Genomic DNA, 7,456 nt, shown 5'->3' with positions numbered 1-7,456 from the left:
GGCTCGCGCGGACGGCAGTCTTTCGGCCAGCAAATCGCGGTACTGCGAAGCTTCGACCTCGGCGGGAATTCGGGAATCGGACTCGCCGTGATTCCCCAACCTATCATCCCCTTTGGGCTTTTTTACAAATTCCGAGAAACGTTCCCAAGGAGAAGGCATAAATCAATAGACAATGGACAGTAAAAAATCGACAACGCAAAGAAACGACTAAGTATCTACCAAAACAGCCGCACAATTGACAATATTGCGGCAATCGGTGAAATTTCCGGGATTAAGCTAATATTTCAGGCAACAGCAAACATTTGTTTCAAAGCCAGCCACAGCCGCTTTTTTCGGGTTTTATCCGCGTCGATAACCGACAGCGGCTCGGCCAGCAAAAACCAGATTCCCTCTACTTTCTTGGGCGTGTAGGGCGGTAGCAACAGGTCAAGTTTCAACTTGATCAGAGGAACGCCAAAGCTGATGAAGTAATTAGTACTTTTCTGCGCCAATACTGTCCGAGCATCGGCTTGGGGGAGGTAGCTAAAATTGAGAATATCCATTTCGGCGGGATCATGGCCCGTGGCTTTCAGGATGTTTCCCAGAAGCAAAGCATCGGCGGGTAACAGATCTTGCTGGCTTTTTTCGTCTACCAAAACCAAAACACGGTGCTGCAAAGTGAGGAAAGGTGCGGCGGGTGGTGGGATTTTTTGCGAAGATGGTGTCTCTTTCCCTGTGGTTACGGGGGCCAAACTACCATTCTCGTCTTCTTTGGTACCAGGAACCGCGGCTTGATCAACCTGAGTCTGTTCTTTTTCCAACGGAATCTGGTTTTCCTCTTCCACAATCAGCTTTTTCTCCTCCTCTATCTCAACTAGTACAGGTTCAGCTACCCGAAAGAGAGCTTCGTTTTGGTAAAAGGTTTGGTAAAAGGCGGCGGAGTCGTTCATAAAATATAATAATTTCGGGCAAACATCTTTTTTTGTGGCATCAGTCCGGGCTTTTGACGTCTTCTACCTTTGGCCAGGCATAAGCCAAAGTGAGGTGATGCGACCAGCCCAGTTGCGGATGGCTGCTGACAGCGTAATCGAAGTCAAAACTACCGCCTACAAAGCCTAAACCGAAGTGATTCGTGTAGGGTCTCGTAGCAATTCCGGTTCTTGCCAGTAAGTGAGGAATCACTTCGTACTCCAATCCAGCCCGAACGGAAGCCGGATAATCGGTATTTTTTACTAATTCAGCACTCAGCCGAAGAGCCTTGGCAGGAATATAGGTCAATCCCGTTTTTAAGATCGTGGGCAGGCTTGTGGAGCCTTCGCCCGAGTAGTTTCCCTGGGCAAGATTGTAAATATGTGCTCCCAAATAGACCGTTGAACTCAATTGCGCGATACCGCCCATTTCCATGACCAGCGCTTTCTTGCTGAGAGAAACAGAAGCGGCATTCACGGCAATTTGTCGATAGCTTGCTTTCAAGCCCAGGCTGATGCGATTGATGCGGTGCGCCACGCCCAGCCCGAAGCTCATTTCGTTATAAATTTTATCCCCGAAACGCTGCACCGAAAACCCGGCGGACAACTCCTGTCGCAACGGCACTACTGCACCAAAGATCAATGTGTTAACGCCCTCGAAGCCATAATAAGAGTGGTACGAAGAAAAAGCAGATGCCTCGGTCTGCGTGGCGAGTCCTGCAATGTTATTGATTGAAGCGTAGCGATCCGCCTGCGCCACCACGGCATTGCCCATGCCTTGAGAACGAGCCCCGATAGGGAAATCGCCCGCTTGACCCCAGACCCAGCCGGGTATCAAACACCCCAAAATCAGGTTCCGGCACAACATAATGCACCTAGTTGAACTTGCGCTTGACGAGGGCTGTCAAGTCTTTCACCGCATCGCTGTTTGGGTTCCAATTGTATTTGGTAGAAAATTTATTGATCATCAAAGCCTTAGCATCCTCGAAAGTATCGGCACGGTCAAGTTCGCGGATAGCTTCGTCGAAGGCGTCGCTGTTGCGTTCGAACAACTGATTGACGAACATAAATCTCTGTCCCAGTGCCACGCTCCCAAAGATACTGTCCACTTTTGGCGACACGTTGCCGTAGTTGGTTTCGTCGGTGTGGGTGGGCGTGTTAACCTTGAAGCGACTATTGAGTGAATTGACGCCCGTCGAGGTGGGGCGATCGTCCGAGGTACTTTCCCTTTCAATATCGACCGTGGTGGACACAAGTTCGGGTTGAACGGCAACGGGATCGGGTGGGCGGACAGCCGTGTTATCTTGAGGTACTTCGAGGGCCGTATCGAAAAAAGATTTGTTTTCTTGAGCAGGCGGCACGTCGTCGACCGTTGCGGCGGGCAGCGGGGTCGATCGCTCGTAGTCTCTAAGGATATCTTCGGCTGCCAAAGGAACTACCGACGAAAACTGCTCTACGTAGGTAGTTTGGTCATCGAGCGATGCTCCGCTATTGGTAATTTCACCCAGCCAGTTTAGCGCTTGGTTGACGTACACGAAATCGGAACCGCTATCGGACAAGCGCAGCGCTAGGTTCTTAGCCACTCCCGCGTGGATTTGGGTGTACTTGCTCAGGTCTTGCGCATTACTTTTATCAAAAGTAAAGTTAGGCAGGGCCCGAAGTTGACCCTCAAAATAATCGCTGGGGGCAAACAGCAAGCGCAGGGCATCCTCTGTGGCTTCCAGCAAAAGCGGCTGCAAGTCGTCGCGCTTGATGGCGATGTGCCGCGAAACGGTGTTCATAAATTCTTGCAACGCGCCTTTTACTTCTTCCCGCTCGAAATCGAAGTACTGGCTGCGAAAAGCCAGCGCGTCGGCCTGCCATTTGTCGAAAATCCGGCTCACGATCCCCAGATTCACCTGTCGAACGGGCGTCAGCGTCAGAATCTGCTGACCGTCGATGGAGGATTGGTCGGCATAAAAATCATCGAGAACTTTTTCGGTAAAGTCGGCGGCGTATTGCTTTAAGGCGGGTTGATTCAGAGAGCCGGGCATAGCTGATTTGGAGTGTGCGGGGGGAGTGATAAGAAAAAATGTGTTTGCTTTGCAAATGTAATGAAAACGGGGCTTCTGCCTAACGGCCGCTCCACCACCTGCTTATGTTTGTCGAACCTTCACGCTTAAAAGAAACGCTGCACCCGCGCACGGGCTGGATCGAAGTGATTTGCGGCTCCATGTTTTCGGGTAAAACCGAGGAATTGATTCGTCGGCTCAACCGGGCGAAGATCGCCCGGCAAAAGGTGGAGATTTTTAAGCCTGCCCTTGACAAACGCTACCATCTGGCCGACATTGTTTCGCACAATGAGAATTCGATTCGCTCCACGCCCGTCGAATCCGCCACTGAGATCCTGCTACTGGCGGGAAATTGTGAAGTAGTGGGCCTGGACGAGGCGCAGTTTTTCGATTCGGCCATCGTAGACGTGTGCATCAGCCTGGCTGACCATGGCAAGCGCGTCATCGTGGCCGGGCTGGATATGGATTTTAAGGGTCAGCCCTTCGGCTGTATGCCGCAACTAATGAGCATCGCTGAGTACGTCACCAAGGTTCACGCCATTTGTGTGGTCTGCGGTGATGTGGCCTCGCACTCTTATCGCATCTCGCCCGCGCAGGAGCGCGTCCTGCTGGGCGAAACCGATGTATACGAGGCCCGCTGCCGCCGTTGCTTTAACTTGGGAGAAAAGGTGAATCGAATTCCCTAACTCAGGCCACTTCTTTGATCTTGAAGACATTGCCGTTTACCTCGGCCTCATCACCCGCCTTCTTATCTTTCATGGCTTCATAGATCGGGGCCGAAGCAGAGATTCCTTTTATCGTCTTGCCGTCGTAATCGAAATCGCCGCTGATCCCGACCAGAAAAGTCATCTTATCAGTCACGACGAGAGCGCCGGGCTTTACCTCATCGGAAGGTGATTGGAAATCGAGCCGATTAAATAGGGCGGCCGATTCTTCCAGAAAATCGAAATGATCCTGCATGTCCCGCATTTCGTTCAGCATTTCCTGCTGGTTCGACTCGTATGTTTCACTTTGGTTGTCATCGGCGTTGCGGCCTGCCGCCTCGCGCAACCGTCGCATATCGTCCTGCGCCGTGTCCAGTTTTTCGTTTAAATTTTTCTTACAAGCTGTTACAATCTTTTGCTTATCCATCTTTTAATTATGAATTAGAGAATGAGAGAATGAGAGAATTAGTGAATAGAGGGTTGACGTCACCACGTACTTTTGAATTGAATCCTGCCTTTATAAAAAAACTGCGCCAATTATAATACCAGGGTAAACACGCACTTTTCGGAATGAGAGCATTGTCCAGTTTTGAACCCTCTGACAACTTTTTGACCTTGCACTGCGTTTGACAAGAGAAATAATTCACCATCTACTAAAATATCGAAATGAAAAAGAATCTGTTATTTCTTGCTTTGGCGGTGTTTGCCTTTGCTACCGTTTTCGCCCAGAAACCTAGCCCCAAAATGACCGCCGAGGGCAAAAACATGAGCGTGGTCTACAGCCAGCCCTCGAAGCGCGACCGGGTTATTTTCGGCAAAGAAGGCAGCGGCAGCCTGGAACCCTACGGCAAAGTGTGGCGCACGGGGGCTAACGAAGCCACCGAAATTACTTTTAAGAAAGACGTCATGTTTGGCGGCAAACCCGTGAAGGCAGGTACTTACTCGCTTTATTCCATTCCTGGCGAAAAGGAGTGGACCGTGATGCTAAACCCCGAAATGAAACAGTGGGGCGCCTTCAATTATGACAAAGTGAAGGATAAGAACGTAGCCGAGGTGACCGTGCCAACCAAAAACTACAAGAATTCCGCCGAAAAACTAATGTTCGACGTGAAGGATGATAGCAAACTCAGCCTCCAGTGGGATAAGCAGGGCTTCGAAGTACCCATCAAGTACACGAAGTAAGCTCAGTTGAGTATTTTTTTAGCCTGACCCATTCCGGGTCAGGCTTTTTTATTTTCTTTCCTGAAATAAAATCATGGCGTCGCGGTTGCGCAGCCACACCGCCTGGTTGAGTTGGGTATTGGCGCGAGCGTTGATTAACCCGGACGCCAACCCGGTTCCCAATGAAACAAAGAAAAAAGGACGGTAAAGGTCGCGGTTGCCCGAAACGAGCGTATAAATTGTCCCCGCTGACCCCGTCAACGACAAGATCGTAGCGATGGTGCGGTTGCGCTGTGAGCGGGAGTATAATTGCATACCTCCTGGCGAGAGAACAAATTCCTGTCGCAGTTGGGCCGCGCCGCTGTACGCCACGTTGTTACGAACATAGCGGTTAGGGCTCATCAGATAAATCGTCTCGCGGTCATAGAGTTCCTGGATGGATCGGCGGGCGGTATCCTGCGCTTCTGCATTTTTTAAAAAACTGGTGGAAAGCAAAATAATCCAGCACATAACGTGAAATATTTTCGGTAAGCGGGTTTGCAGCTTTGGGGCAAGAGATGATTGGTGAAGCATCAAAATAGCAGCCAGATTTTTGGAATGAATATTAAAGAACCAACTACCGCTGCCGAGATGGCCACGATTAACACTCCGCCCGCCGCCAGATCCTTGACTGCTTTGATAAGCGGGTGGTAGTCAGTCGAAACGGCATCGGCCAGTTTTTCCAGCGCGGTATTGAAGGCCTCCGCCGCCCAGACCAGCGCAATCTGCGTTACAATTAGCGCCCACTCCGTGTTGGATAACTGGAAATAAAAGCCAGCGGCCAACACCGCTGCAGCCGCAAGAAGATGGATGCGAGCGTTATTCTCGAAGCGAAACAAATCCACAACGCCTTTCACTGCATAACGAAAACTACGGAGAGATTTACGAAGATCAACGGGCAATTTCATAGAAAACGCTACCCCTATTTGACGAACTCCCGCATCATGACCCACTCGCGGCCCGGCGACTTGACCTTGAAGGTTTCCAGATTACCCAAATCCTGCAAAGTGATGTAGGCGTTTTTTCCCTTGCGTCCTCCGAAGCAGATATTCGACACTTTTTTGCCAATAGTGGGAATGATTTTCACCACTTTTCCCGCTGGAGACAGTACCGCCACCTGCCCCATACCGTGGCGGGTCACATACAAGTTGCCGTTGGTCGTGCAGCGCATCCCGTCCATACCACCGTCGGCAAACTGGTGCAATAGCCGCTTATTGGAAAGCGTCCCGTCGGGCGCCAGGTCGAAGGCCCACACGTTGCGCTGTACGCTTTCATTTACGTATAAGGTCTTCTCGTCGGGACTCACCTCGATGCCGTTGGTCGTTCCCATGTTCTCGGCAACCAGACGCGTTTCTCCGTCGGGGGCCACGTGCCACACTTGCCCGGTTCCGTCCTTCCAGTTGGGATCGGAGCAGAAAATGTGGCCCGAGCGGGTAATAGCCAGGTCGTTGGGCTGGTTCATACGAGGTTCGTGCGTGTGAACAGTGACCTCACGGGTTTCCAGATCGGCTTTCAGAACATTATGGCCCGTAAAGTCGGCGATGTAAAAGGTATTGGCATCGCCAAACCGAATGCCGTTGCCCGTGCTGCCTTTGGGGAGTGTGATGAAAAAACTAGTCTTGCCACGACGCGTTATTTTGGCAATAGTACCGTCCTGGGCAAAATTAACCGCGTAGATGTTGCCGTCAGCATCCACGGCGGGACCTTCGCAATTGCCCGTGAATTCTTCGGGCGTCGTGAAAGTCTTCGTGGCGGGCGGTGGACTCATTTGCGCCCAACCTGGCAGGATGGGGCTCAGTAAAGTGACGAAGGGGAAGATGATTTTCCGCAAGTTCATAATCGTAGAGTTTTCAAGTCGGAAAGGTACTTAGTAAATGAATAGTGGACAACAGCCCCTGGATGATGAGTTCTGTATCATACCCAAAATATTGCCTATTCGTGACAATACAAAAAGGCCAGGGCGTTTATGCCCTGGCTTTCCAGTAAAACGTAAAAAACTAGTAGCAATTATTTGATGACGCAGCCAATAGGTTTTGTGGTAGCGGTGGCCACAGCTCTTCCAGCCAGAAGACCGACAACGGCATCTTCCACGTTACGTTTCGTGACGTTGGCCGGATCCTGCGGGTTGTCGTCTATGTTACCCATATACTGGACAATGAACTTGCCGCCGTTATTTTTGAGGACATAAGCCTGGGGCGTGCGGCTGGCCCCGAAGGCACGCGCTACGACTTGTGAATCATCGATTAGGTAAGAATAAGTGTTTCCTCTGACGTTGGCCATTTCCTTGAGTCGTTCTGGCCTGTCTTCGTCATACGACTTGGGATCACTTGGGTTGATAGCCAGGACAGGATAACCCAGCCCGCTGAACTTACTGTGCAAAGCGCTGATACGGCCTTCGTAAGCTTTGGAAAAAGGGCAGTGATTGCAGGTAAAAATCACGATCACTCCTTTTTGGTTAGAGAAATCGCTCAATGACACCGTGTTTCCCTCCACGTTTTTAAGTCGGAAGTTGACCACGACATCTCCAATTCCGTAGTCGGAATTAGCGTGGTTG

Annotated in this window: 10 protein-coding genes; 2 read left to right on the top strand and 8 right to left on the bottom strand. The window is 50.8% G+C overall.

The genetic code is table 11. The features are described 5' to 3' along the window. Window positions 1–284: 284 nt before the first annotated feature. Genes ACEW8P_RS07460 through ACEW8P_RS07450 form a run of 3 tightly spaced genes read right to left on the bottom strand, consistent with a single transcriptional unit; the run spans window position 285 to window position 2,980 of the window. Window positions 285–929: a hypothetical protein gene (locus tag ACEW8P_RS07460; RefSeq protein ID WP_373512466.1), complete on the bottom strand. Its 645-nt coding sequence runs from the start codon at window positions 927–929 to the stop codon at window positions 285–287. A 40-nt stretch (window positions 930–969) separates the two neighbouring features. Further along, window positions 970–1,815, bottom strand: coding sequence for a hypothetical protein (locus tag ACEW8P_RS07455; RefSeq protein WP_373512465.1), 846 nt, complete (start codon window positions 1,813–1,815; stop codon window positions 970–972). 7 nt (window positions 1,816–1,822) lie between these two features. Then, a complete protein-coding gene (locus ACEW8P_RS07450; RefSeq protein WP_373512464.1) occupies window positions 1,823–2,980 on the bottom strand; it encodes a hypothetical protein in 1,158 nt (385 codons plus the stop codon). Between the two features lie 104 nt (window positions 2,981–3,084). Between ACEW8P_RS07450 and ACEW8P_RS07445 the strand changes: the two genes are divergently transcribed. Further along, a complete protein-coding gene (locus tag ACEW8P_RS07445) occupies window positions 3,085–3,684 on the top strand; it encodes a thymidine kinase (RefSeq protein ID WP_373512463.1) in 600 nt (199 codons plus the stop codon). A gap of 1 nt (window position 3,685) precedes the next feature. Here ACEW8P_RS07445 and ACEW8P_RS07440 read toward each other — a convergent pair whose 3' ends face one another. Continuing rightward, complete coding sequence (locus ACEW8P_RS07440) at window positions 3,686–4,129, bottom strand: hypothetical protein (protein WP_373512462.1); 444 nt, start codon at window positions 4,127–4,129, stop codon at window positions 3,686–3,688. A 239-nt stretch (window positions 4,130–4,368) separates the two neighbouring features. Between ACEW8P_RS07440 and ACEW8P_RS07435 the strand changes: the two genes are divergently transcribed. After that, window positions 4,369–4,884 carry a DUF2911 domain-containing protein gene (locus ACEW8P_RS07435; protein WP_373512461.1) on the top strand — a complete coding sequence of 172 codons (516 nt, stop codon included), beginning with the start codon at window positions 4,369–4,371 and terminating at the stop codon, window positions 4,882–4,884. Between the two features lie 48 nt (window positions 4,885–4,932). Here ACEW8P_RS07435 and ACEW8P_RS07430 read toward each other — a convergent pair whose 3' ends face one another. From ACEW8P_RS07430 to ACEW8P_RS07415, 4 genes are all read right to left on the bottom strand, one after another. Continuing rightward, window positions 4,933–5,373 (bottom strand): hypothetical protein, encoded by a 441-nt coding sequence (locus ACEW8P_RS07430; RefSeq protein ID WP_373512460.1) that lies wholly within the window; start codon window positions 5,371–5,373, stop codon window positions 4,933–4,935. 62 nt (window positions 5,374–5,435) lie between these two features. Then, entirely contained in the window at window positions 5,436–5,810 is a 375-nt protein-coding gene (locus tag ACEW8P_RS07425) for a diacylglycerol kinase family protein (RefSeq protein WP_373512459.1), read from the bottom strand. 14 nt (window positions 5,811–5,824) lie between these two features. Next, window positions 5,825–6,739 (bottom strand): SMP-30/gluconolactonase/LRE family protein, encoded by a 915-nt coding sequence (locus tag ACEW8P_RS07420; RefSeq protein WP_373512458.1) that lies wholly within the window; start codon window positions 6,737–6,739, stop codon window positions 5,825–5,827. A 170-nt stretch (window positions 6,740–6,909) separates the two neighbouring features. After that, on the bottom strand, window positions 6,910–7,456 hold a 547-nt coding region (locus ACEW8P_RS07415), incomplete at its 5' end, for a thioredoxin family protein (RefSeq protein ID WP_373512457.1).

Source organism: Persicitalea sp., from assembly GCF_041751555.1.
In the GTDB taxonomy this organism is placed as follows: domain Bacteria; phylum Bacteroidota; class Bacteroidia; order Cytophagales; family Spirosomataceae; genus Persicitalea.
This window is presented reverse-complemented; position numbering and strand designations above follow the sequence as displayed.